The sequence below is a fragment of the Sporocytophaga sp. genome (assembly GCF_017745095.1).
Lineage (GTDB): Bacteria > Bacteroidota > Bacteroidia > Cytophagales > Cytophagaceae > Sporocytophaga.
In genome coordinates this window covers 36,976-62,377 of record NZ_JAGHZZ010000001.1, presented here as the reverse complement: position 1 = coordinate 62,377, position 25,402 = coordinate 36,976, and the positions used below count along the sequence as shown (strand labels likewise).

The 25,402-nt window shown below is 35.6% G+C and carries 23 protein-coding genes; 10 read left to right on the top strand and 13 right to left on the bottom strand.

The window, feature by feature from the left end; all coding sequences use genetic code 11:
• Position 1 precedes the first annotated feature (1 nt).
• The 7 genes from mnmG to J7604_RS00235 form a co-directional block, all read right to left on the bottom strand.
• On the bottom strand, positions 2 to 1,867 hold the full coding sequence (mnmG, locus tag J7604_RS00265) for a tRNA uridine-5-carboxymethylaminomethyl(34) synthesis enzyme MnmG (RefSeq protein WP_293889696.1): 1,866 nt from the start codon (positions 1,865 to 1,867) through the stop codon (positions 2 to 4).
• Between the two features lie 197 nt (positions 1,868 to 2,064).
• On the bottom strand, positions 2,065 to 2,523 hold the full coding sequence (gene ybeY, locus J7604_RS00260; protein WP_293889694.1) for an rRNA maturation RNase YbeY: 459 nt from the start codon (positions 2,521 to 2,523) through the stop codon (positions 2,065 to 2,067).
• On the bottom strand, positions 2,523 to 2,924 hold the full coding sequence (locus J7604_RS00255) for an ATP-binding protein (protein WP_293890622.1): 402 nt from the start codon (positions 2,922 to 2,924) through the stop codon (positions 2,523 to 2,525). The genes ybeY and J7604_RS00255 overlap by 1 nt, the downstream gene beginning before the upstream one ends.
• Positions 2,925 to 2,955: 31 nt before the next feature.
• Positions 2,956 to 6,267, bottom strand: a complete 3,312-nt coding sequence (locus J7604_RS00250) for a DUF4175 family protein (protein WP_293889692.1) — start codon at positions 6,265 to 6,267, stop codon at positions 2,956 to 2,958.
• A 116-nt stretch (positions 6,268 to 6,383) separates the two neighbouring features.
• Positions 6,384 to 8,147, bottom strand: coding sequence for an ABC transporter substrate-binding protein (locus tag J7604_RS00245; protein ID WP_293889690.1), 1,764 nt, complete (start codon positions 8,145 to 8,147; stop codon positions 6,384 to 6,386).
• A 94-nt stretch (positions 8,148 to 8,241) separates the two neighbouring features.
• Positions 8,242 to 9,006: an exodeoxyribonuclease III gene (locus J7604_RS00240; RefSeq protein WP_293889688.1), complete on the bottom strand. Its 765-nt coding sequence runs from the start codon at positions 9,004 to 9,006 to the stop codon at positions 8,242 to 8,244.
• A 10-nt stretch (positions 9,007 to 9,016) separates the two neighbouring features.
• Complete coding sequence (locus tag J7604_RS00235) at positions 9,017 to 9,355, bottom strand: hypothetical protein (RefSeq protein ID WP_037574030.1); 339 nt, start codon at positions 9,353 to 9,355, stop codon at positions 9,017 to 9,019.
• A 78-nt stretch (positions 9,356 to 9,433) separates the two neighbouring features.
• On the opposite strand from J7604_RS00235, the gene J7604_RS00230 reads away from it, so the two are divergent.
• A complete protein-coding gene (locus J7604_RS00230) occupies positions 9,434 to 10,120 on the top strand; it encodes a ComF family protein (RefSeq protein WP_293889683.1) in 687 nt (228 codons plus the stop codon).
• Positions 10,121 to 10,173: 53 nt separating this feature from the next.
• Here J7604_RS00230 and gldJ read toward each other — a convergent pair whose 3' ends face one another.
• Complete coding sequence (gldJ, locus tag J7604_RS00225; RefSeq protein ID WP_293889681.1) at positions 10,174 to 11,364, bottom strand: gliding motility lipoprotein GldJ; 1,191 nt, start codon at positions 11,362 to 11,364, stop codon at positions 10,174 to 10,176.
• A 272-nt stretch (positions 11,365 to 11,636) separates the two neighbouring features.
• Positions 11,637 to 12,365, bottom strand: coding sequence for a porin family protein (locus J7604_RS00220; RefSeq protein WP_293889679.1), 729 nt, complete (start codon positions 12,363 to 12,365; stop codon positions 11,637 to 11,639).
• 142 nt (positions 12,366 to 12,507) lie between these two features.
• On the opposite strand from J7604_RS00220, the gene J7604_RS00215 reads away from it, so the two are divergent.
• The 3 genes from J7604_RS00215 (at position 12,508) to J7604_RS00205 (ending at position 14,736) form a co-directional block, all read left to right on the top strand.
• A complete protein-coding gene (locus tag J7604_RS00215) occupies positions 12,508 to 13,203 on the top strand; it encodes a hypothetical protein (protein WP_293889677.1) in 696 nt (231 codons plus the stop codon).
• 119 nt (positions 13,204 to 13,322) lie between these two features.
• Positions 13,323 to 13,874, top strand: a complete 552-nt coding sequence (locus tag J7604_RS00210; protein ID WP_293889675.1) for a sigma-70 family RNA polymerase sigma factor — start codon at positions 13,323 to 13,325, stop codon at positions 13,872 to 13,874.
• Position 13,875: 1 nt separating this feature from the next.
• Entirely contained in the window at positions 13,876 to 14,736 is an 861-nt protein-coding gene (locus tag J7604_RS00205; protein ID WP_293889673.1) for an anti-sigma factor, read from the top strand.
• A gap of 75 nt (positions 14,737 to 14,811) precedes the next feature.
• Here J7604_RS00205 and J7604_RS00200 read toward each other — a convergent pair whose 3' ends face one another.
• The 3 genes from J7604_RS00200 to uvrA are packed head-to-tail and all read right to left on the bottom strand — an operon-like array spanning position 14,812 to position 18,713.
• The gene (locus J7604_RS00200) at positions 14,812 to 15,114 is read right to left on the bottom strand and encodes an N-acetyltransferase (RefSeq protein ID WP_293889671.1); all 303 of its coding nucleotides are present in this window, start codon (positions 15,112 to 15,114) and stop codon (positions 14,812 to 14,814) included.
• 53 nt (positions 15,115 to 15,167) lie between these two features.
• Positions 15,168 to 15,890 carry a DUF434 domain-containing protein gene (locus tag J7604_RS00195; protein WP_293889669.1) on the bottom strand — a complete coding sequence of 241 codons (723 nt, stop codon included), beginning with the start codon at positions 15,888 to 15,890 and terminating at the stop codon, positions 15,168 to 15,170.
• The gene (uvrA, locus tag J7604_RS00190) at positions 15,891 to 18,713 is read right to left on the bottom strand and encodes an excinuclease ABC subunit UvrA (protein WP_293889667.1); all 2,823 of its coding nucleotides are present in this window, start codon (positions 18,711 to 18,713) and stop codon (positions 15,891 to 15,893) included.
• 202 nt (positions 18,714 to 18,915) lie between these two features.
• Here uvrA and J7604_RS00185 point away from each other — a divergent pair, with 202 nt between their 5' ends.
• The 5 genes from J7604_RS00185 to J7604_RS00165 all read left to right on the top strand — a co-directional run bounded on the left by J7604_RS00185 (position 18,916) and on the right by J7604_RS00165 (position 23,623).
• Positions 18,916 to 19,518, top strand: coding sequence for a sigma-70 family RNA polymerase sigma factor (locus J7604_RS00185; protein ID WP_045461346.1), 603 nt, complete (start codon positions 18,916 to 18,918; stop codon positions 19,516 to 19,518).
• Positions 19,493 to 19,720, top strand: a complete 228-nt coding sequence (locus tag J7604_RS00180; RefSeq protein ID WP_293889665.1) for a hypothetical protein — start codon at positions 19,493 to 19,495, stop codon at positions 19,718 to 19,720. Before J7604_RS00185 ends, J7604_RS00180 begins: the two co-directional genes overlap by 26 nt.
• Before the next feature lie 220 nt (positions 19,721 to 19,940).
• Positions 19,941 to 20,609 carry an endonuclease III gene (gene nth / locus J7604_RS00175; protein WP_293889664.1) on the top strand — a complete coding sequence of 223 codons (669 nt, stop codon included), beginning with the start codon at positions 19,941 to 19,943 and terminating at the stop codon, positions 20,607 to 20,609.
• A gap of 3 nt (positions 20,610 to 20,612) precedes the next feature.
• Complete coding sequence (asnB, locus tag J7604_RS00170; RefSeq protein ID WP_293889663.1) at positions 20,613 to 22,454, top strand: asparagine synthase (glutamine-hydrolyzing); 1,842 nt, start codon at positions 20,613 to 20,615, stop codon at positions 22,452 to 22,454.
• A complete protein-coding gene (locus J7604_RS00165; RefSeq protein ID WP_293889662.1) occupies positions 22,451 to 23,623 on the top strand; it encodes a glycosyltransferase family 4 protein in 1,173 nt (390 codons plus the stop codon). Before asnB ends, J7604_RS00165 begins: the two co-directional genes overlap by 4 nt.
• Before the next feature lie 20 nt (positions 23,624 to 23,643).
• Here J7604_RS00165 and J7604_RS00160 read toward each other — a convergent pair whose 3' ends face one another.
• Entirely contained in the window at positions 23,644 to 24,663 is a 1,020-nt protein-coding gene (locus tag J7604_RS00160; protein WP_293889661.1) for a gliding motility lipoprotein GldB, read from the bottom strand.
• Positions 24,664 to 24,725: 62 nt separating this feature from the next.
• On the opposite strand from J7604_RS00160, the gene J7604_RS00155 reads away from it, so the two are divergent.
• Positions 24,726 to 25,391 (top strand): porin family protein, encoded by a 666-nt coding sequence (locus J7604_RS00155; RefSeq protein ID WP_293889660.1) that lies wholly within the window; start codon positions 24,726 to 24,728, stop codon positions 25,389 to 25,391.
• Positions 25,392 to 25,402 lie beyond the last annotated feature (11 nt).

Here is a 25,402-nt window from a genome sequence, read left to right as displayed (position 1 = left end):
TTTATTTTCCTAGATAAATCATTAGAACAGATATATCAGATGGTGTTATTCCACTTATTCTTGATGCTTGTCCTAGTGTTTTTGGTTTGATTCGTTTTAACTTTTCTCTTGCTTCAGCTGATAGAGCGACTAAACTATCATAATTCATAGATTCATTTATTTGAAAGTTTTCCATGTTTGTCATTTTCTTAGCCAATGCCTCTTCTTTCTGGATATAGCTTTCATATTTTACTTCTATTGAAGTTTGCTCAACTATATCGTCGCTATAATTAGAGATTAGTTTATTTGTGTCTTCGTTAATATTTGCCAGATCTTTTATATCTAGATCTGGTCGTTTTATTAAATTAAGGTATGTTGCCTTTTCCCTAATCTGAGCACTTCCAAGTTCTTCTAATCTTGAATTGATTTGATCTGGTTGAAATTTGAATGCTTTTAATTGCTCGGTCAGATCTGATACTCCTTTTTTCTTTTCCTCCATTTTCTCAAATCTTTCTCTGCTGGCGAGTCCTAATGCATAGCCTTTCCCAGTTAATCTTAGATCTGCATTATCTTGGCGAAGAAGTATTCTGTATTCAGCTCTTGAAGTGAACATTCTATAGGGTTCTTCTGTACCTTTATTTACTAAGTCATCTATTAGTACCCCTATATAGGCTTCTGATCTTCCAAGAATGAACTCTTCCTTTTCATGGACTTTATTGTGAGCATTTATTCCTGCAATGAGCCCTTGGCACGCTGCTTCTTCGTACCCTGTAGTTCCATTAATTTGTCCTGCAAAGTATAGATTGTCCAGGATTTTTGTTTCAAGGGTAAGCTTTAATTGGGTTGGAGGGAAGTAATCGTATTCTATGGCGTATCCAGGTCTGAACATTTTAACATTTTCGAACCCTGGAATTAGTTTTAGCGCATTGTATTGTACATCTTCTGGTAAGGATGTAGAGAAGCCATTAACATATATTTCTACAGTATTCCAACCTTCTGGTTCTACAAATATCTGGTGCCTTTCTTTATCTGCAAATCTGTTTATTTTATCCTCTACGGAAGGGCAATATCTTGGACCTAATCCTTTAATTCTCCCGGTATACATTGGAGATTTGTCAAATCCTGTCTTGAGTACTTCATGTACATCTTTATTTGTGTAAGTGATATAACAACTTCTCTGTTCTTTTGGCGCAGATGTTTCTTCTGAATAGGAAAATTTACCAGGATTCTCATCACCTTTTTGTTCTTCCATTCTTTGGTAGTTTAATGATCTACCATCTATTCTTGGCGGAGTGCCAGTCTTCATTCTCCCGGCTTCAAATCCTAATTCAACTAATTGTTCTGTTATTCCTGTTGCTGCTTTTTCTGCCGTTCTTCCTCCCCCAAATCTTTTTTCTCCGATATGTATTATACCATTTAGGAATGTTCCGTTGGTTAGAACAACTGATTTAGCTTTTATTTCAATACCCATTCCTGTTCTTACCCCAACTACTTTTCCGTCCTTTACAAGAAGTCCGCTAATCATTTCTTGCCAGAAGTCTACATTAGGTGTTCTTTCGAGAGTCAGTCTCCATTCTTCTGCAAACTTCATTCTATCATTTTGACTTCTTGGACTCCACATTGCAGGACCTTTGGATCTATTCAACATCCTAAATTGAATCATTGATTTGTCTGATATGATACCGGATTGTCCACCTAAAGCATCTATTTCTCTAACTATTTGTCCTTTTGCTACACCTCCCATTGCCGGGTTACAAGACATTTGAGCAATAGTTTGCATGTTCATTGTTGCAAGTAGTACTGTTGAGCCCATATTGGCAGCAGCAGCAGCAGCCTCACAACCTGCATGGCCTGCACCTACAACAATTACATCGTATTCTTTAAACATTTTATGAAAGTGATTTTGTGTTCCACGTGGAACAAAGAAGATGTCTTCTTTAATTTCTCTTTTTAATAGAGAATGTCCCGTATGGATTTGTTAATTGAATTATAGTATTATGTTCCACGTGAAACATCTTTTATTTAAATCATTATTAGATTTTTTATTAGTATAGATGTTCCACGTGGAACTTGTAAATGCTTATATTATTTTGTTCCACGTGGAACATTGTATTTTGTGTTAAGGAGGGTGATGTATTTGTTTTCTTTCTCCCTCATTAGGTTTTTCTCTTCTTCCTTTTTGTCTTTGTATCCGCAGAGATGTAATACTCCGTGAATCAAAACCCTGTAAAACTCTAATTGGAATGTCGTTTCGAATCTTGCTGCATTTTCTCTTACTCTTTCGATACTAATGAATATATCCGATTCAATTAAAGTTCCATCAGAATTATCAAATGTAATAATGTCTGTTAGAGTTTTATGGTTAAGGTAATCCTTGTTGAGTTCTAAAAGGTAATTATCAGAACAGAAAACATAGTTGATGTATCCAATTGATTTCTTCTCCTTTTTTGCCACCTCCTTTATCCATTGGATAATTTGTTCTTTGTGTAAAAAGCGAAAGGATATATCTTCTTTATGGAAAAAAATTTCAGATGTACTTGACATTAATTAAAGTAAAATGAAAGTTCAACAGTTCTTCCTTCATTTTTGAATTCGACCTGATCAGATAAATGCTTCATAAGGAATATTCCTCTTCCTCCTATTTTGTCCAGGTTTTCTGGTGCTGTTGGGTCAGGTAATGAATCATAGTTAAAGCCTGGACCTTCGTCTTCAATAATAAATTTCAAGTGATTATCCTGGCATTCTGCAGCTAGGATAACATTCTTTGTTCTGTCTCCTTTATTTCCGTGAACAATAGCATTATTTACTGACTCTGTAACAGCAACCATGATGTTTCCATAGATGTCATCGTCAATCTGAAATTTGTCTTTTACATTGTCGATAAAGCTCTCAACAATTCTAATGTTTTCCGGTAAGGAAGGGATCTGTATCCTAAGCGAATTCATCATTCTTTAACTTTATAATACGGTTTTTATCTTAATTGTCTATTTTCTGAAAATATTCATTTACCTCTTGCTTATAATAAGGTGTTAAAGCAGGAGAAATGGATTTTAAAAGGTCGATTTGTCTTTCTTTTGCTTTAAGATATTTCTCAAATGAAGGAGGTATATCTTGTTTTGGTTCTTTAGCTGATTCAGCTTCTCTTTTCTCATCAAGATCTCTTTCCCTAACAGCCTTTTCTGCTTCCAATAATCTGGTTAATATCTCTTGCTGTCTCATGATCATTTCCTGAGTCAGTTTCTTATTTACCAGATCATTTTCTGTTTCTTCCATTTTTTGAGAAAGCTGATTCAAATTGCTTCCAGGAGCTTGACCTCCATTTTTATTCATCATTTTCTCCAACTCCTTCATTGCATTCCTGATAGTTTCTTGTTCGGCAGCAAGTTTTGCCAGTTCTTCAGAAAGCTCCTTTCCTGTTTTTCCTCCCTGCTTTAATTGCTGGATTTTCTGATTTAGCTGTTTCTGTAGCTCTCCTAGACCTGGTTTAGGGTTTTTTCCAGGTTTCTTGCACATAGAAGACCCACTTTTCATTGACTGTGCCATTTGCTCTTGCATCTGCTTAAGAACGTCATTAAGCATTAAGGCAAGATTGTTTATGGATGTCATTGCAAATTGTTGTTTGCCTGCAGCTATGTCAGGTCTTCTTTCTTTTATTGCTTTAGCACTTTCATCCATGAAATCTTTCATTTGGCCAACTTCACGTGTAACAAAAGATTCTATTTGGTAGACCCTTTTTGCTAAAGCCAATAGACTATCTTCAATAATTTTACTGTCGTCCTTTAGCTTTAACTGTTTTTGTGATAGTGCAATGAATCTTGGATCAGTTTGATTTACTTTTTTGAATTCCTTCATTACATCTTCTTGATCAAAAGAAAGCCTTACAAGGTTTTCTAGTATCATTCTAAGATCTTCCATGTTTTCTTCAGCTTGTTGCTGTTCATTGGATTTTTGCATGGAAGACATTTTATCAGCCATTTCTTTCATCTTATCGGCTGCATTTTTCTGGGAATTTCCAGCTTTTTTATTCTGATTGTTCTTTAGCTGCTCAGAACTATTTTGTTGTTCTTTAGAAATTTCATTCTCCTTTGAATCTGTATTTTCAAGATCATTCTTATTTTGTAATGACTCATTAATCTTTTCAAGGTCATTTAATTTCTCCTGAATATTTTTAAAGTCTTCATTTAACTTCTCTTGTTGTTCTTGAAGAGATTTCTGATCTTCCTGCTTTTGATTTGTTTTTTCAGCCAGTTCTTCCTGCTCTTTTGCCGTTTCTTTAAGGTCATTAATGATTTCTTCTGACTTTTGATCAAATTTAAGTTGCTTAAACATCTCTAAAGCTCTGTCTAGCTCCTTATCCATGTTGCTTTCCTTCTTCTGAATGGCATCCAATACTTTTTGAAGATCTTGCTTAGGAGCATTTTTTTCCATTAGTTTTTGAAGCTCATCATAAAGTCTCTTTGTCTCTTCATCCAGTAATTCATTCATGAGCTTTTGCAATTGCTCCATTTTTTTAGCCATTTCCTCACTGGATGGACTAAATTTATCCTGTTGCTGATTCAGTTTCTCATTCGCTTTTTTAAGCTCCTCTATTTCTTTTCGAAGTTCTTCATGTTTATCAAGAAGTTCCTCAATGCTTTTTTTATCTTGCCAATTCAGATTATTTTTTCCTTTTAGCTTTTCTTCAATTTTATTCAGGTCCTTTTGGATTTGCTGAGATTTACTCAAAGCTTTTTCCATTTTGTTTTCGGCCTGATTTGAATTTTTAGAAATAGCTTTTGATACTTCTTCTTTGGAAGGAAGCTTTAGTCCATAGGTTTTTGATTTTGAGCTTTTTCTTCCATTTACACCATCATTATCCCAAACCTGTAGATAGTATTCTAGACTTTCTCCGGGTTTTAATTTAAGAGAATCTATATTCCAGTTGAATATGAAGTTCTGTGAAAGAAATTTTTGATCTATTGGTACATTAATAGATTTGAAAGGAGATTCTTTCTCTTTATTCTCCGATAATGATCTTTTATAAAAGAGTCTTAAGCCAGTTAAACCATAATCATCATTGATGCTCCCCCCAAGGCTTATAAAATTATATAGGGTTGAATCGTGATATTCTTCACTTGAAATTTGAGGGAACTGATCAGGAATTACGTTAATGGTGTAACTAATCTTCTCTTTGCTTTTGACTTGCTTGTTCTGCAATTCAAGATCATAGCTTTCTGTCTTATTAAAAGTTTTGGACAGCTTATAAGAATCATCTTCTATATTTTCAGTGATTTGTTTTCCTGAAGAAAACAAAATCTTAATTTGATCAGCTGATTTTGTATTGAACTCCCAAGTCACAGAAGTCCCTTCAGGAATGCTTAAATTCCCTATGTTTTTTACTTTCTCGGACTGTTTTTTAAGATATGGAGGGTAGTTTAAATATACATCAAATGATGCAAGCTCTGGTCTATTAATTAAATCAATAGAATATCCGTCTGATATAAAACCTGCAGCTTCAAAATTGAAGTCTTCTTTTCTTTGGATATTCTTAAATATATATGAGAATTTTCCACCACCAAGGTTCTTTAATTTAGACCTTTTGTTTGCAGAAATGAGATAAACTGATTCAGGAACAGAATTGCCCTTAATAGAAAGATTGATCTCAAAATCTTCGTTTTTAAAGGCCTTTAATGATTTGTTTTCAAGGATAAAAGAAAATGGTGCTTTGTCTTTGAAATCGGTATTATAGTTAATAATACGTGCTGTACTTTCTACAAAAATGTGTGGAAGAAAGAACACTATTAAAGCAATAATTGCTATCGGTCCAACCAGATAACGTAAATATCTTTTGTTTTCCCTTATGTTAATCGCGTTGGAAAAAGGGACTATTGACAGTGAATTTGTCTTTTGTTCTATACTAGCCCTAATTAGTTCGCTCTCCTTCTCACTCATTTTTTTGAGTTGAAGAGTATTTAAAAGTTTGTCCTTAATTTCTGGAAAGTATAGCCCTATCTGTCGTGACGCTTCTTCGTCAGACAGTTGTTTGTTGATCGCAAAATATTTTAATAATGGGTCCAGAATCCAGGTGAAAAAGGCCAGCGATCCGGAAATCAAGTATGTAAAGAAAAATAAAACCCTTACTATCTGACTAAATTTTCCATAGTACTCCAGTATTGAGAAAAATAGATAAGTAGAAGATAGAAGTGTTAAAAATAAAATTCCACCCTTAAGCATTTGGTTAAGGTAGTACTTTCTTTTGTAGGCCTTAAGGTTTACTAAGAGTTTATCGAAGTTTTCTGCTGGTTTCATCACTTCTTAACGAGGTCGTCCAGTTGATTATTTTTGTAGGCCTTTTAAATTAAGATGAGCAGGACCGAACTTCGATCCTGCTCAAAATGGTTATTAATAAGTTTTAATTCAACCAATTACATGTCCGCTTTCTTTGGATACTCAAAGTAGACGTTTGTGAAGTCCCTGTATTGCATTGCATTGTTCGGGAAATTCTTTACAAAAGCCTGCATTAATCTGTATCCTTCATCGTACCATAATACCATGATTGGAGCATCCTGCATTACTATGTTTTCTGCTTCAAGGAAATGTTTGAATGCTTCTTCTTGAGTAGTAGCTTTTAAACCTTCCTCATAAAGTTTGTCAAACTTATCGCTCTTGTATCTCATCATATTTGGATAGGATGGCTTTTCAAGGCTTGCTGGAACAGTTTTTCCATAGAAGAACCACAAGAAGTTTTCAGGGTTTGGATAATCTGCAATCCAACCACCTCTGAAAAAGTCGCTCTTTCCATTGATCATGTTCTCAACTAACTGAGCGAATGGTACAATGTTCAGTTCAATTGAAATGTTTAGATGCTCTTTAAGTTGTTTCTGAATTTCTTCAGCTACTGCAGCATTTCTTTCTCCATCAGAGTTAAGCTCTAGAGTAATTTTAGGAAATCCTTTTCCGTCAGGATATCCTGCTTTCTTCAGATAGTATTTTGCAGAATCAAGGTTAAGGTCATAGCCATTGATTTTGCTAACGTCATAAACCGGATTCTTAAAGATATCTATAGGTGTAATTCCGTGCGTCGCAGGAGCATAACCTTCTCCGTTAAGTACGAATTCAAGTATTTTCTTTCTGTCTATGGCAAAAGAGAATGCCTTTCTTAAATCTTTGTTATTAAAGATTTTACCTTGATTAAGGAATGAAAGGAAGTGAGTTGCCATTTCAGGAGTTCTTTGAAGGTCATATTGTCCGAATTGGCCTTTATTTCCTTTTACCTCTTCAAGGATTTCTATGATGTGGTCAGTTGGAAGTCTGTACATCATATCAAGATTTCCTTTTTTGAATTCTAAAAGCTCAGTTTTCTTGTCTTTAATAAACTTGATTTTTATAGCATCCAAGAATGGTAACTTGTTTCCATGTTCATCAGAACCCCAGTAATTTTCATTTTTCTTAAGGATGATAGAGATATCATCTTCAATGCTGAAAATTTTAAATGGTCCTGTTCCTACTGCTTTTGTTCTCATTTCAAGACCATATTTTTCCAAAGCTTCTTTAGGGAAAATATAAGTGAACGGTCTTGCAAGGTTATATAGGAAAATTGAATTTGGAGCAGTAAGGGTAAATTGAATAGTATTTGGATCAACTACTTTAATACCTTCTACTTCAAATGAAGTTTTTTTTCCGCCTTCTGAAGCTTTATAGTATTCGTCAGCGCCTTTCAAAATTCCTTGAAATACGCTAAATCCTTGATTGTTAATGTTTTGAGTGCAAAGTTGAGTAAAACAGAACTTAACGTCTTCCGCAGTTAATTCTCTGCCTTTTCCGCCTGGGAAACATTCGTTATCGTGAAAGAATACTCCCTTCCTAATTTTAAATGTGTAAACAGTTTTGCTTGGATCTACTGAATAATCTTCCGCTATACCTTTAATAAGGCTTAGATCGGCTTGATTAAATTTCATTAGTCCTTCATAGACCTGATTTGCAACGCGATAAGATATTGCGTCGGTTATATTATGAGGGAATAGGTTCTTAATGTAGTCGGACTCATTAACTTTAAACACTCCGCCATAATATCTTCCTCCCTTCGCAGCAGTTAGGCTGGAAGATTCTCCGCTGCCAGTTTCTTTTGTTGTATCACATGATGATAACAGCACCCCGGCGCACGCTAAGGTTAATAACAATTTCTTCATTTATTTTTTAAAAAATTGGTTGAACATTCAAAACCCAATTAAATTTTTAAAGAGGCCAATTTAATAACAAAATGCATTAAACGAAAATATTGATCTAAACAATTTCAATTAGTACAGGGCAGTGGTCTGAATGTTTAGCTTCGTTTAATATAATTGCCCTTTTAAGGCGCTCCTTTAAATTTTCTGTTACGGCGTGATAGTCTATGCGCCAGCCAAGATTTTTACTTCTCGCATTCATTCTGTATGTCCACCATGTATAATGATGAGGTTCAGAATTAAAGTGCCGGAACGCATCTACAAAACCGCTTTCAAAGAATTTAGTCATCCATGCCCTCTCTTCCGGTAAAAAACCCGAAGAGTTAACGTTGGACTTTGGGTTGTGTATATCTATTGCTTTATGGCAAATATTATAATCGCCACAAACAATTAAACGGGGGAAATCTGTCCTAAGTGTGGAAACATAATTATAAAAATCATCTAACCAGCACATTTTAAAGGCTTGTCTCTCTTCACCGCTAGATCCTGAAGGCATATATACGTTGAGAATGGAAAAAGTTTCAAAATCTATTCTTAAAACTCTACCCTCATAATCGTATTTTTCCATACCACAACCTACACAGACATTTACAGGTTTAATTTTTGAAAAAATCGCAACTCCACTATAACCCTTTTTGACTGCAGGATGCCAGCTCAAATATTTAAATCCTAATTCTTCAATTTCTGTAGTTTCTACTTGTTCGGGAGTTGATTTTATTTCCTGAAGGCAAATTACATCTGCCCCTGTTGCACTAAGCCACTTTACAAATCCTTTACTAATAGCTGATCTTAAGCCATTTACATTATATGTTAGTATTTTCAATTGAAATGTATTAAAGTGTTTTGAAATACTCTTTTATATGCATTTTGAGTAGCTTTTCCTGTTCTCTAAGGTCAAATTGAGGTAGATTTTTAACTAACTTCCAATGCGGCCATCCATCCTGATCCTGTCCTTCAAGTTCGTAATATCCTGACAAACTTAGGAGTTTGCATATCCCGATATGCATCAGATCCTGTTTTTCTTCTTTGGAATAGTTTCTTTTACCTTGCCCAAGCTCTTGCACTCCTATTAGAAACAGTATAGCGTCCATGTTTGGTCTTTTCCCAATTACTGCTTTCAAACTGTCAAGAAGTGCTATCCATTCCGGGTCAAAATCTTTATCGGCTGACATCTTTATTTATTATAATATTGGTTCAAGTTATGAAATGATAATTAGTTTTACTTTATTTTGATTCACTTTTAACCAGCTATGAAGAACTTATTTTATTCATTTTTTGAATTGATATACCCTCCACTATGTGCTGGGTGTGATGATGGATTGTTAATCAACGAAGAAATTCTGTGTACTTCCTGCCTAGTAAACTTGCCCAAAGCGGATATTGGCCTTTTGACGGACAATGAATTAGAGAAGCGATTTTATGGTAAAGTAAAGGTCGATCATGCTTTTGTTTTCCTTAAGTTCCAGAAAAAAAGCATTGTCCAAAATATTTTATTTGAGATAAAATATGAGGGAAATAAAGCTGCCGGGAGGTTTTTGGGAAAAAAATTTGGTTGGGAAATTCTTAAAAAGTCTCCCGACTTTAAACCAGACCTGATTGCTCCTGTACCTCTACATTCAAAAAGATTGAAATCTAGAAGATATAATCAGAGTTTTGTAATTGGAGAAGGACTTGGAGAAAGTCTTGGTGTGTGTTGTAAAGAAGTGGTAGGCAGGGTTGTTTCAAATTCTACCCAGACAAAAATTAGCAGGATACTGAGATGGAAAAATGTTGATGGAATTTTTAAAGTAAAAGATGACTCTGAAGTTTCAGGGAAGCATATTCTGCTGATTGATGATGTTGTTACAACAGGGTCCACCATGGAAGCTTGTCTGGTTGCTTTACTTGAAGCGGGCGCCTCAAAAGTAAGTATTGCATCTGTGGCAATTGCAACATAAAAAAAGCCTTTGGGTCATACCCAAAGGCTTTTATAGATTTAATTAAATTTCTATTAATAGTTTGTTCCAGCTTGGATCATTGCGCAACGGAATCCGATAGTTGCAGTACAAGAATCTTCTGCAAGATATCTTCTGGTTCCTGGAGACATCCAGTAAGCAACGTCTTTCCAGCTACCACCTTTGTAAACTCTTACGTGGTCATCAATTAGAGATTGGAATCCAGCTTTGTCGTATCCTTTTTCTTCGTCAAGGAATCCGTTTCTTCTAAGTGGGTTCAGATCATCAAAATCTTGGAAAGATAGAGGACGATAAACATCATATACCCACTCGTTTACGTTACCAGCCATGTTGTAAAGACCGAAGTCATTTGGAGGATATTCGTAGATATAAGTAGTGATCATTGCACCATCATTCAATTTACCAGCGATACCGGCATAGTCACCTCTACCTCTTTTAAAGTTGGCAAGGAACATACCCATTTGTTTTCCATACGGATTTCTAAGTGCGTGACCATCCCATGGATAAAGTCTTTTGTGTGTCTGGTTTTCATCCAACCACTGATTTCCGATAAGAGCTTGAGCAGCATATTCCCACTCAGCCTCAGATGGAAGTCTATAGTTTGGAAGTACAACACCAGACTCAAGAGGAATTCTTCCTCCGCCTTCAGGTACTTCAACTCCTGCATCTTTAGCAAGTTCATTGTTTACAACTCTAGTTCTCCAAGTACAGTAATCAACTGCTTGAATCCAGTTAACTCCTACTAATGGGAAATAACGGAAACCTGGGTATCTTAAATAATGCTCAACATATGGGTCATTGTAAGCAAGCTCACTTGCCCAAACGTTTGTATCAGGAAGAGCCGATTCATAGAATTCCTGAGAAGAGTCTCTCTGGATATAAAATAAATACTCTAACCAGTGAATGTTTGCAATTTCAGTTTCATCCATGTAGAAAGACGCTACTGTAACAGTTCTTTCTACGTTGTCTCCCGACTTAAGAATATCTTCTTCGAAAGAACCTAAAACAGTTCTACCGCCTTCGATATACACAAGGTTTGGCCCTTCAGGCTGGCCTTGGAAATCTTTAACTTCAAAACCGTTTTCTTCATTGTAAGCCAGACCGGTAACCGTGCTTTCTTTGCCCGGGTTGGTGCTGGTAGGATTTCCCTTTGAACAGGCAGTAATAATTACTGCTCCTGTTGCTATGAGAGAAAGCCCTTTTAAAGTGGTGAAAATTTTATTCATAACCTGTTTCTTAAATTGTATACACTTCCAGAATAATTCGCTAATTTATGTACTTCCAATATAAAATACAATTAATTAGTTGAATTATATAATAAATTTTTTTGTTGAAGGAATTTCTCCTCAAACGAACTTTTTCCAAACTATATTACTAAATTATAATTTTATAGACAAATAATTAAATTTTTTGGAAATTTATTCAAGGCTATGTATATACTTGTCAGGTATACACAAGGTTTAGGTTTTAAAAAATTTTTCTTAAAAGTATAATTAATTTAAAAGGCAAGTATTATACCTCCATTTACTCCTATTGAGTAAAGTCTTTCTTTTTCGGGTACATTTTTTCGTAACGGCGTAAAAAAGTAAGTAAACTGTGGCATGAGCATTAAGCCAATATTCTTAGAAATATATGCCTGAACACCAGTACCTATATTCCCTCCCATTATGAAATTATTCAGATTTGCATCATCTCGCGTTAATTCTGTTGTTTCTGTTAAAACGCCTGATGAGTAATAATCAGTTTTTTCCTTAGCTTCAATCAAATAATTAAAAGACGGCCCAACTCTCAAGAAAAGAGCTAATTTCTCTTTTTTTATGTAACTATAATCCACAAAAACCGGAAATTCCAATAATTCCGCTTTGAAAGATCCTTTGGTTTGGTCATTCCCATTTATAGGTGCACTTAATGTTGTTAACGGTTTTTTATAACCCTTTTTGCTATATCTTCCACCAAGTCCAAATGCAAAGCGATCATTTAGATGTTTTTCAAAATTTAGCCCGATTGAGTATCCGAATGTCCCATTTTCATTTTTTCTCAATTCTTTAACATTGGATTGATCGCTTGTAACACTTAAAAACCGTGAAGTATATTCGGGTGAAAAGTATATATTTATTTTCCAAGGATCATGTATATCTTGTGCTGTTGCTATGTTATTCGTAAAAGTTAAAAAGCAAACTGCAACGAGAAATATACCTGTGAATCTGTTTTTAAGAAGTGCTTTCATTAAGACCGGGATTATGAAAATTTAACCATGTAGAAGTTATTTTGTTTTTGCCCGATTGCCCTCTTGTTGATAAGGTGTCTGCATTTGACAGATAAATTAAATAATTTCTGTTTCAGGTTCGTTCTTTCATAAATTTTCTATTATGAAAGGCATCACATTAATTTTATTTTTTCTCGGAATATCAAATTTAGCTTTGGGGCAAAATCTAAATGTCAGAGAACAAGATGTTCTTTTCAGAAAGCATCTTGTGAGAGCGCTTTCTTTACGAGATCCAAGGAATGTTGAATTGTTTGGGGAAAATGCAGTTCTGTCTGAGATTTTGCTAAATGCTTTAGAAAAAGGCAATCTGCTACCATACAGAGACAGACTGTGTAAGGAGGAAGTTTCAAGAGAGGAAATATTATCTAAAGTTATAATGTCGGAAGAAGACAGCATTGGCTTTATTTTTTCGCATACATTAAAGGAAATAGAATTGGGTGAAGATATCATCTTTGATAAACACAGATCGGAATTTGTTTTTGAACAAAAATATATTGCTTTGATAATTCCACAAACAGAAAATTACAGAGGTATTACTGAACCACTTGCCTATTTTAAATATGATGATTGTAGTAGAGTATTTAATATGGATGAAAGAGCATATAGCCTCAATTTTTCAGGAGTTAAAGTTCCTTTTAATGATTTGTTTCTGACCCATACTTATAAATCTTACATAGTAAAAATCGGGAATGGAAATTATTTTGATCAGGTTTATCCAGATCCTTTAAAAGCCTTTATTGCAGCAAGACACCAGGAAAACGTGCTTAATGATTATCTCTATAGATTTTTCAATCCATGATTAAATGTTGAGATAAAAAGCAATAACAGAATAAATAGGTACAGGAAATAAAAATGTGATCACAAATATTTTTCGGAAAAAAGCCATCGAACGATGAAAAGGTTTCGTAATTTTAGACCATGGCAAATACTGCTAAAGAAAAAATTCAGCAAGATCACATCCCCGAAGAAGCTCTTGTTGGCCTGTTGAAAGGCAAAGACCAGAAAGCATTGGAATATCTTTATGACCACTACTCGCCTGCCGTATTTGGAATTGTGTTACGTATAGCAAATTCTGAAAAAGCTGCGGAAAAGATATTTAAAGAAGTATTTTCTGAAATATTAAAAAGGATAACAGAATTCAATCATAAAACTGAAAAGTTTTTTGATTGGCTTTTGAGAATTGCAAGAAGTACTGCTTTAGAATTGGTTAGCAAAAGAGGGTTTAAGCAAAATAATTTATCAGATATTGTGCAGTTGAAAGTACAAGAAGGAATTCTTGGAAACACGGAGCCTGCTGTTTCAAGGGATTTTCTTAATAATCTTAACCCGGAACAAAAGCATTATCTTGATTTGATTTATTTCCAGGGTTTGACGATTGATCAAATTGCTGAAAAGTTTAATCAACCGGCAAATGCAGTAAGAAATAAAGCTAAGGCAGCTTTGCACATGTTAAAAGCTTTACACTCCTGAAATGACTTCACAAGAATTAATTAATTCCGGAAAACTAGAACTTTATGTACTGGGAGAGCTATCAGAAGCTGAGGCTCATGAAATTGAAATAGCGAGCGCAGGAAATCCGGATGTAAATGAAGAAATAAGAACACTTCAAAATGCATTGAGAAAGTATGTGATGTGTTTTGAAAAGACGCCTCCCCTTGGTTACAAAAGACAGGTGCTTGAGGATTTGGCAAGGCAGAATGAAGTGCGTGAGTCAGAGGAGACCTCAAAAAAGGTAGTCAATGAAAAAGCAGAGAAGTTTGAAATGTTAGAGGAGAAAAGCAAAACCTCCAATATTTTACTTCCAATATTTATAGTTACCTCCCTCATTTCACTCATAGCCGCTGTATTTTTTGCTTACAGAATGCAAAATGCAAATAACGACCTGGTGAATTTGAATTCTGATAATTCACTGGTTAAAGAGTCTTCATTAAAAGAGAAAGAAACTCTTTTGAACGAGATGGTTACTGTTAAAAGTGAATTACAATCTGCGCTTTTAAGTCTTGAAGTTTTAAAGGATTCTAATTTCACAAAAATTGAATTGATCAGTCCGGATGGGACTTTTAAAGTTCCTCTGTATTGGAATAGATCAAATGGGGATATTTTCGTTGATGGTGCAAATATGCATGCAGTAAGAGAAGATAAAACATTTCAGCTTTGGACAGTAAATGAAGGCATTCCTGATAATTCAGGTACTGTAATTCCTCAGGTAAAATATTTGCAGAAAATGAAAGGGGCTATGAATGCTGAAGCATTTTCTTTGACCATTGAATCGAAAGGAGATGTTACAGATCCCTCATTTGAAAATATTTATGCTACTATTACTTTAGAGTAATAAATAGTATAAGAATAAAAAAACAAAGCCGGTAATGAAGATTAACCGGCTTTTGTTTTTTTGACCTAGATATTTTTAATACGGATAATAAATCAAGCTCCTATACTCTGGGTGTTCCACAAGAAAATCCTGGACACAAGAACAAGAGGCCTTGATCCGTGCATTTTTTGTTTTAGCAAAATTGAGTGCATATTCAACAATGGTTGACCGAAGCTCGCTGGCTTGTTTTAAGGTCTGAGGAATAAAAGCACTAATAAAATCCCAGACAAGATCATTCCATTTAATGTATTTCAAAGTACATTCAACCCCTTCAATTGTAGTGAAGAATTTTCTTTCTTCTTCGTTATGTCTGATCATTACTTTTGTTGTTCTCTCCATTGCTCTTTACTCTCCAATAAATCAACCTGGAAAGTTAAAAGATTGTTAAGAAGCTATATTTCAGAAGTTTTTAAATCCAGAAGTTTTGGTTCAAATGTCTCTGATAATGAGTGGATAAGGTTGGAGTTAAGGTTGTACCAGGCCTCTATTTTATCAAGCAATGGCCCATCCGTAGTTACAATAATTCCCTTTGAAAGAATTAGTTGTTTATCTGCATCAGGAACTAGTTCTACTATCGTTTCAGGGGAAATTTCCTTGAGAAGGGTTTTAACCCTTCCGCTATTTGAAACCGGTGCATCAAAATACCATGTTACAGATCTGGGTTTTAAAGACCATAAAAAAGAACAAATCTGAGACAAAGCCTCGGGTGTTTCCATTACTTTTTTATAGGAACCATGAATGGATGCCAGGTCTCTTATACATCCATCCATTCCAAGAAACAGGCAGGCTCCGGAATAAAATGACTCTATGGTTATTAGTGTATTAAATCCGTCAACAAATATATCTGAGTTTTCGAGCAAAGCGTCCTCTCTTTGAATTGACAACCTATGTTGCAAAGATTCAAGTGTGCAGCAGCTTCGCCGAACTGCCATTTGCTGACGGAGATTAAGGCGATACCTGTCTCCTACCAACTTAAGAGAAGAGGTTTCATTATAGTTTTTTGAAAGCAACCATGAAAGGTCTTCCACTGCACTCCGTAAATCTGGCAATTTACTTTCATTAAAATTGCGCTCATCATCCGGATGGGCTCCTCTGTGCTTTCTTTTGTCAGGCATCTAGAGCTTATCTTTCAGAAATGAAGCAGTGTAATTATTTTTCAACTTAATCAGATCTTCTGGAACACCTTCAAAAGTAACATTTCCTCCTCCGTCTCCCCCTTCAGGTCCCATGTCAATAATCCAGTCCGCACACTTGATCATATCCATATTATGCTCTATGACGATAACAGAATTTCCTTGCTCGACAAGGGCGTTAAGTGCAGTCAATAGTTTTTTAATGTCATGAAAATGCAGTCCAGTAGTAGGCTCGTCAAAGATAAAGAGTATATGCTCTTTTGCTTCCGAAGATCCTTTTCCTAGAAAACTAGCTAGTTTAACCCTTTGTGCTTCTCCTCCACTTAGAGAGTTGGATGACTGACCAAGTTTAATATAGCCAAGACCAACATCAGCGAGAGGCTTAAGTTTTTCAAGAATTTTAGGCTTGTCTCCAAAGAATGTTAGACTTTCATCTATTGTCATGTCTAGCACATCAGTGATGTTTTTATCCTTATAGGTAACATCCAGAATTTCCTGTTTGAATCTCTTTCCATTGCAACCTTCACATTTAAGATGAATGTCAGCCATGAACTGCATCTCAACTGTGACTACTCCTTCTCCCTGACAAATCTCGCATCTTCCTCCTTCAATGTTAAAGGAGAAATTCCCGGGCTTGTAGGCACGCGCTTTTGCTAAAGGTTGTTCGCTATAAAGATTTCTGATGGCATCATAAGCTTTTACATAAGTCACAGGATTTGAACGGGAGCTTTTGCCGATTGGGTTTTGGTCAACAAATTCTACCTGGGAAATTTTTCCAAGTAATCCTCCAACCCCATCATAACGGCCTGTGAATTCTCCCATGTTTCCATGAAGCTTTTTAAGTGCCGGATAAAGGATTTTTTTAACAAGAGTGGACTTTCCGGATCCGCTCACACCAGTAATCATACAAAGTGTGTTGAGAGGGAATTTAACCGTAAGGTTATTCAGGTTATTTTCTCTTGCTCCTTTTATCTCCACAAAATCATGCCATGAGCGTCTTCTTTTAGGGACGGAAATACCTTCTGCTCCGTGCAAGTATCTTGAAGTGTGAGAGACATTTTCATCCTTCATTTCTTCAATACTGCCCTGGAAGATCAGCTCTCCGCCATGAGCACCAGCATCCGGACCGATATCAATGATCTGGTCTGCAGCCCTCATCACTTCCTCTTCGTGCTCTACTACAATGACTGTATTTCCAATATTTCTTAAATCTTCAAGTACAGAAACCAGTTTTCGAGTGTCTCTTGGGTGTAATCCGATACTAGGTTCATCCAGAATATACATAGATCCGACAAGCGCACTTCCAAGGGATGTGGCAAGTCTTATTCTCTGATACTCTCCTCCTGACAGTGTCGAAGAGACTCGGTTTAATGTAAGATAGCCAAGCCCAACTCTATCCAGGTAATTTAACCTGCTGGAGATTTCTTTTAAGATTCTGCCACCTACTTGCTTTTCGTGACTACTGAGTTTAATTTGATTAAAAAATTCAATGCCTTTACTAATTGGCATAAGCACCAGGTCTACAATAGACTTTCCATCTATTTTAACATAGGATGCATCTTTTCTTAATCGGGTACCTCTGCAATCAGGACAAGTGGTTCTCCCTCTATATCTGGACAGCATTACTCTGTATTGAATTTTATGAGTTTTGCTTTCGAGATAATTGAAAAAGTCATTTAGACCGTCAAAATATTTATTGCCTTCCCAGAGTAATGCTTTTTCTTTTTCGTCCAGATCCGAATAAGATCTATGAATCGGGAAGTCGAATTTTATTCCATTTTTTAAAAGTGGCTCAGCCCACTTGTGCATTTTTTCACTTCTCCAAGGAGCGATTACTCCTTCATACACTGATAAGGATTTATCAGGAAATACGAGATCTTCATCAATACCAAGGACATGACCGAATCCTTCGCAACGTTTGCAGGCACCGAAAGGATTGTTAAAGCTGAAAAGGTTGACGGATGGTTCTTCAAATGTAATTCCATCAAGTTCAAATTTGTCAGAAAATGTTTCCGTCTTTTTCCCCGGCACTTCTATTATACAGTATCCTTCCCCTTCTATAAATCCGGTTTGTATAGAGTCTGCAAGTCTGAAGTTAAGATCCTCGTCATTTTTATTTACCATAGCCCGATCTATTAATAAGTAAAAATCTTTTACCTTTTTAATAGAGCTGGCGTTTTCCATTAATTCTTCAATCGCAAGGACTTCTTCATTTATGAGAATTCTGGAAAATCCTTTTTGCAAAAGCAGATTGAGAACATCTTCTTTTTTCTTTTTGTCAGGAAATTTTTGTGGAGCGAGGATTTGTATCTTTTCTCCTTCGGGTAAGTTGTTTATATAATTTAAAACATCTTCGACAGAGTGTTTTTTGACCTCATTTCCTGAAACAGGAGAAAAAGTCTTTCCGACCCTGGCAAAAAGAAGTTTTAAATAATCATAAATCTCCGTTGTTGTTCCTACAGTGGAGCGAGGGTTTTTGCTGTTAATTTTCTGCTCAATGGCAATAGCAGGAGAAATTCCCTTAATGTAATCAACTTCAGGTTTTTCCATCCTGACCAGAAATTGACGGGCATAAGCATTTAAGCTTTCCACGTACATTCTCTGTCCTTCTGCAAATAATGTATCAAATGCCAGGGAAGATTTCCCGGACCCTGATAATCCTGTAATAACTACCAGTTTATTTCTGGGAATAGCAACAGAAAGATTTTTAAGATTATTTACTCGGGCATTTTTAATAATGATGTATTTTTTGGGATCAAGCTGATCTAAAACATCTGATTTTTCCGCCGTAACTACTTTTCCCATAAATTATATAGACAACTGTTTATTTCGTAACAATTTTTCTTAAAATAAGTATATATTTCCGTTGTGTTTTTGGAATATCCAAAAATAATAATTAACTTTAAAATACATTAGTTCAATTATTTATTCAATTGAACAATTGTTTCACCCTAAACCCCTACAATATCGAGATAGACTACTACGTTAACTAAACGTGGAATTGAAAATGAAAAACGCTGCTATAATTAGTGATGCTAAATTGGTATCGCTTTACATCAGTGGTGACGAAAACTCTTTTGCTCAGCTACTTAAAAGGCATAAAGCAAAAGTTTACACTACCATCTATCTCATTGTTAAAGATCAGTACATAGCCGAAGACCTGCTTCAGGAGACTTTTATCAAGGCTATTAAAAAACTTAAATCCGGAGATTATAACGAGGAAGGAAAATTTCTGCCCTGGATTGTGAGAATTGCTCATAACCTAGCGATAGACTATTTCCGTAGAGAAAAACGTTATCCTACTATAATAATGGAGGATGGGTCGAATATTTTCAATTCACTCGATTTTTCAGAAGATTCAACGGAATCGTTGCAAATAAAGGACGAGACCCATGCAATTCTGAGGAAATTGATTCAAACCCTCCCGGAGCCTCAAAGAGAGGTCCTGCTAATGAGACATTATGGCGAAATGAGTTTCCAGGAAATTGCTGATGCAACAGGTGTTAGCATCAATACAGCCTTGGGAAGAATGCGCTACGCTCTCATTAACTTGAGGAAAAAGCTCGAAAAACAAAATGTAGCCTATGATAAAAATTTTTACCCAGAATGATGTAATCCGTTTAGTTTACAACGAAGTAAATGATGAAGAAAGGGACGAAATTTTGCATGCCCTCATTAAGGATAACGACCTGGCTCTCTTTTATGCTGAGCTGCTTGAACTGGAAAGTTCTCTGCTAAGCCTTAAAGCTGAGCCTTCTCAAAAGTCTATCGATGATATTATCAACTTTTCAAAAACTTACGTTCATCGCTAAAAAACTAAAAGGGTCTTGATTCAGGACCCTTTTTTCTTTTAAAAAGCTTTTTCATAATTTGAAAATCCTCTATTTTTCTAAAATTGAACCGAGATTAAGAATAAGAAAATAGCATTGTTAATTAGCCCATTGGATGTTTCAATCCAGTTATTGATTATAATGATTAAAAGGATTTTTCAATGGTAATGCTTAATTTGGGTTGAACATTCCAGATGCTCTGATGCTGAAGAAAGAACGCTTTGAAAAATTCCTGGATCATTTTAGCAAAAATTTTCCCGAACCTGAGACAGAACTCAATTATAACAATCCTTACGAATTGCTTGTTGCCGTTATTCTAAGTGCGCAGTGTACTGATAAAAGAGTTAATATGGTAACTCCTAAATTATTTGAAAGATATCCTTCTGCAGAAATTATGGCCAATGCATCCGCAGAAGAAATATTTGAGCTCATTAGAAGCATTTCTTATCCCAACAATAAATCAAAACACTTGGCTGGAATGGCCAGAATGCTTATCCATGATTTCAATGGAGAGGTGCCGGAGAAAGTAGAAGACCTTCAAAAATTGCCAGGAGTAGGAAGAAAAACAGCCAATGTTATAGCTTCTGTAATCTATAATCAGCCTACAATGGCGGTAGATACACATGTGTTCAGGGTATCCAAGCGTATCGGACTGGTTTCAGAAAAGGCAAAGACACCTCTGGAAGTAGAGAAAGAATTAGTCAAGCATATTCCTAAAGAACTTATTCATAAAAGTCATCATTGGCTGATCTTGCATGGCAGGTATATTTGCCTGGCGAGAAATCCGCAATGCAATCTTTGTCCTCTTACATCTATTTGTAAGTATTACCAAAAATTACCCGCTGCCAAACAAGAAGAAATGAAGTTTTGACCTATGTGTGGAATCAATGTAATCGTAGATAAGACACGTCTGCTTGATGATAGCCACATCAAAAAGATGAATGCAGCTACGGTTCATCGTGGACCGGATCATTCAGGGGTTTGCATTTTTCGAAATTCTTCATTCAATATCTTTTTAGGAAATAACAGACTAAAAGTTACAGATCCGCTTAGTCGTGCGGATCAGCCAATGGTAAGTGCGGATCAGAATTATGCGATTTCATATAATGGAGAGGTATATAATTTCAAGTCATTAAAAAGTGCCATACTAAATGACTTTAGCTTCAAAACAGATGGTGATACTGAAACAGTTTTTTTCAAAATCATCAAAAATGGAATACAGGCTGCAAACGAATTTCATGGAATGTTTGCATTTGCTTTTTATGATCATGCTAAAGAAACAATAAGTATTTGCAGAGATGAAAGAGGAATTAAGCCTATGTATTATTTTGAAGATGAAAAATATTTTATTGCATCTTCTGAAATAAAGGGCATTCTGGCAACAGGGCTTATTAGAAAGGAGCTGAATGACAAAGAAATTTATCATTATCTCCATTTTAAATATGCTCAGCGGCCCAATACCATATTCAAAAATATTTTTGAGCTGGAGCCGGGGACATTTCTTCGGTTAAATAATCATTTTCAAAAAGACTCCCTACCCTATAAACAGAATAGCTCTTTAGGTTCTTCTTTTAAGAAACAGCAATCTTCTAGAGAAGAAATTATAGAAAAGTCTGAAGAATTAATTCAACAGGCAATCAGGGAACAAACATATTCATCAGGACCTTCAGGAATTTTTCTCAGTGGAGGTGTAGATTCAACGTTGCTTTTGGCTTTTTCAAAAGAACTATATGGGAATGGTGTAAAGACGTATAGTATAGTCAACAGTAAAGAAGAGGCTTGGGCGGGCACGGAAGACTTTTCATATTCCAGACTTGCTGCAAAAAAATACCAAGCGGAACATACGGAGGTTCAGATTTCATCTGACGATCTTGGCCGACTGGATGAAATAATCCAAAAGCTTGATCAACCTATCGCAGATAGCGCATTATTGCTTACATACCTTATTTCGGAAAAGGCTTCTGAAGACGTAAAAGTTATTTTGTCTGGAGCCGGGGCAGATGAGGTCTTTGCTGGATATAACAGACATAAGGCTTTTAGCATTTATCTGAAATATTTCAGAAGTTCAGCTGCAATTCATACTGGCCATCTTTTAGGTGAAATTCATTCCTATAAATCAAAATCTCTAAGGCTGATATCAAGGTTTTTAAATGATATTGATCAAGACCCTCAGACAACTTTTTTTAATTTTTCTAATTTAAAATTCAGGGACTTTCTTCGTTTGCAAGAATTTAGAGAAGTTTGGAACAAAGAGCAGTTGCTTGATTCAGCTCTGAACTATGATAAAAATTATTATCTGGTAAATGACATATTAAGTCTTACAGACCAGATGACAATGGCACATTGTCTTGAAGCTCGTGTTCCGTATCTTGATAAAAATATTGTTGCATGGTCAGAATCATTGGGGGCAAATGCATTGCTTAGAAATGGTACCAAATGGATTCTGAAAGAGTTGCTTCAGAGAAAAGACGGAGTAGATTTTGTCAAGAGGAAAAAGGAAGGTTTTGGTCTGCCACTTAAGAGCTGGTTTGAAAAAGGAGAAGGGAAGAATTTACTAGATCAGCTTAAAGAAAAAAATCAACTTTTGTATCGGTATTTCCCATATTACAAGGTAGATCAAATGATCGAACATCAAGAGCGGAAAACAGCAGATTTCACAGGAGAGTTATGGGCCCTCATTGTTCTGAGCCGTTGGCTTAAATTCAATTTTGAATGAGAATATTTTATGTCCATCAGTATTTTAAGACTCCACAGGAAGGCGGAGCTATAAGGTCTTGGCATCTCGCGAATGCCCTGGCGGCCGATGGACATGAGGTTACTGTTATTACTTCACACAATATTGAATCGGGGGTAAGGCATTTCGGAAATTTTAGGGTTTGTTATATAAAAGTAGCTTATGACAACTCTTTTGGTTTCACTAAAAGAGTAAGAGCCTTCCTTTCCTTTTTCTACAAAGCGTTCAACGTTATCATTTCCGATAAACGACCGGACATTTTATTTGCAACATCTACTCCTCTTACGGTGGGAATCCTCGTGTTATTGATAAAAAAGCTTAAAGGCTTTCCCTATTTCTTTGAAGTGAGAGACCTTTGGCCTTTGGTACCAGATGAAATGGGCGTTTTAAAGAATGATTTTATTCTTAAAGCAGCTTATTTTTTTGAGAAAAGGATATATAAGAATGCGGATAAAGTAATTGCCCTTTCTCCTCCCATTGCGTCTTATATATCTGAAAATATTGATGAGAAGAAGAAAGTAATTTGTATTCCTAATTTTTCAGACTGTGAATATTTTGTAACAGAAAGAAAAGCATATTCTGAAAAGTATCCATTAGTAAATGGCCAATTTGTAATTGGATATTTTGGCGCTGCAGGAAAAGCTAATGATCTTTTACGGCTGGCAGAAGCAGCAGCTTATTTTAAAAAAACCGGCAAAAGAAATGTAGTTTTTCTGGTTATATCTTCAGGTGCTGAGCTTGCAAGTATTAAGAAATTTGCAAAGGGGTATGATCTTGATAATATCATTTTTTCTGAATTTCAGAACAAGGAAAACATTCGGGAAGCGCTGACTTTATGTGATGCTTCTTATGTTTCTTATGCAGATTTTCCTTCCCTTTGGACTGGAAGTCCAAACAAATTCTTTGATGGTATTGCTGCAGGAAAGCTTATGATCCTGAATTTTGAAGGTTGGCTAAAAGAGGTGGTTGAAGAATATAGTTGTGGGTTTTATTATGACCGGCTTAGGCCAGAACAGTTATGGGAAAAACTTGAACCATATCTCAATAATTCAGAACTATTAGAAAAGGCACAAATTAATTCCCGTCAACTTGCTCTTGAAAAATTTTCAAAGAAGGAATTAGCTTCAAAATTTCTTACCTTGTTCAGATAGACAGCCAATGCAGCAATCAGTTATTTTTCGGTTGTCTTCTTAGGCTTGTATTTGGATTCATCAAAAATCTTCCTTGCATTTTTATCTGACATCAGATCTTCCAGGGTAACATCTGGATGATCTTTCATATATTTTCTTACTATTTGCCATCCCAGCCAGCGGCCAATGCGGCCAGGGCACTTCTCTCCTATTTCACTAATTTTAGGTGATTCGCCAATATACTTTTCAATGATCCTGGGCTTGGTTTCGTAAAACAATTTCTTATCAATGAAATGGCCCCATATCACATCCACATTTTTTTCAATGTCTTCCACTGTCTTTTCAGGATACATTATTAAAAGGCTGTCTGGAGTTTCCGGTAATACCCTTTCCATAAAGTAAAGCGTTTTGCCATGATAGATCATATGGGCAAGCATAGTCTCATCTTTAGGATCCACTTCATTGAATTTGTTTGAAAGCGCCATTGCAATCATTGGAGTGATGAAAGGCTTGTCATATCGGCTTAGAAAATAATCATAAGTTACAGGTCGGAATTGAGCTTTAGGTCCGAGGAAATAATCAGTGCTTATTACAACCAGGCTATCAGAAACAGAAATGTCTTTGTTGAATTTGAACCCCGTCACGATGGTGTTTACTTCCGGAGCATTATAGTTTGGGTAATAAAATTTGATATTTTCAAAAAGGTCGGTAAGCTGATCTTTCAGATAAGGTGGTTGATTAATATATTTTTCTGACTCTTCGCAAAATGCTTTAAGCTGGGGGTTGCTATAAAGATTATACATGAACTCGACCATTTTAGGGTCAGCAGCATTGGGCACTTCGAGGTATTCAGCACTGAATCGTGGGCGTTTTTCCAAAAAAACCTTAACATCTTCAGGGGTCTTCACGTTAAACAGACCTTGTGACAGATTTTCGTAGTGTATTTTGAGTTTTGGCTTTTCGTCTTGAGGAATGGTTATTCTTTCCTTTCCTTGATTGTCTTCTTTACAAGAGAACAGGGCAAGCACTAAAAAGGTAAAAATGAAAAACCTAGGAAACATGTTATTAGAAATTAAGTATATATTTACACTGAACAAAATTACTTTTATCAAATCGTAAAACTATGAAAAAAGCATTTTTATTATGTTGTATTCTGCTTTTAAGCATTACATCATATTCGCAAGTGAAGTTGGGTCTTAAGTTTGCTCCGGGCTTCAGTTTTAACAGATTTACCGGTGAAGATCAAAATGGATATTCATCATATAAGAAGAACGGCATAGGTCTACGATTCATTGCAGGTCCTGAAGTATACTTTTTAATGGGAGATAATGCAGCTCTTGTTACAGGTATTTGGTTTTCCTCAAGAAGAGTAGGTCTTAAATATCATACTCCCTTTGGTGATGTGAAAGAAACTTATAATCTTCAATATGTTTCCTTGCCCTTGTATCTGAAATTATATACAAACGAAGTTGCCACAGACATGAAAGTATATTTTAATGTTGGAGGAACTTTTGATGTAAAAGTGAAAGATAATAACATTAAAACAAACCTGGCAACACCAAGCATCACTAAGTGGAAGCCAATTGATGCTATGATAACACTGGGAACAGGTATACAACTTCAGATGGGAGAAAGTACTTACCTTCTAGCAGGTATCAGCTATAACAGAGGTCTTGTTAATACAATAGGCAATAAAACCAAATTCACGGATATCAATGGCAATAATGTAGATCCTAAAATTAAAGTTAATACGGATTTACTATTGCTTGATATAGGCTTGAGATTCTAAGAAGGCGAAAT